The 283-nt window shown below is 68.6% G+C and carries 1 protein-coding gene; it reads left to right on the plus strand.

The window, feature by feature from the left end:
* Positions 1–102: 102 nt before the first annotated feature.
* A partial coding sequence (locus tag EJV47_RS29210; RefSeq protein ID WP_424322196.1) for an erythromycin esterase family protein occupies positions 103–283 on the plus strand: 181 nt, incomplete at its 3' end.

Below are 283 nucleotides of genomic sequence, written 5' to 3' on the forward strand. Positions count from 1 at the left end.
GTGGCCGCGCTGGTCGACTGGCTCTGGCAGCGCAACGCCCCCCGGCCCATTCACCAAAAAATCGGCTTCTACGGCCGGGACGTGTAGGCGCGCTGGGAGTGGCTGGAGCAGATGATGCAGTACGCCGGCCAGAAAAGCGAGGAAGCCGCTCAGGCCGCCCGCCGCGCCTACCACTGCTTCGAGCCCTACAGCGCCGCCCCGCAGGAGTACGCCCAGGCCGTGGCCTTCGTGAGCGAAGACTGCGAAGCCGAGGTGCTGACCATGCTGCGGGCCATTCAGCGCC

The organism is Hymenobacter gummosus (assembly GCF_003970915.1).
GTDB classification, from domain to species: Bacteria; Bacteroidota; Bacteroidia; order Cytophagales; family Hymenobacteraceae; genus Solirubrum; species Solirubrum gummosum.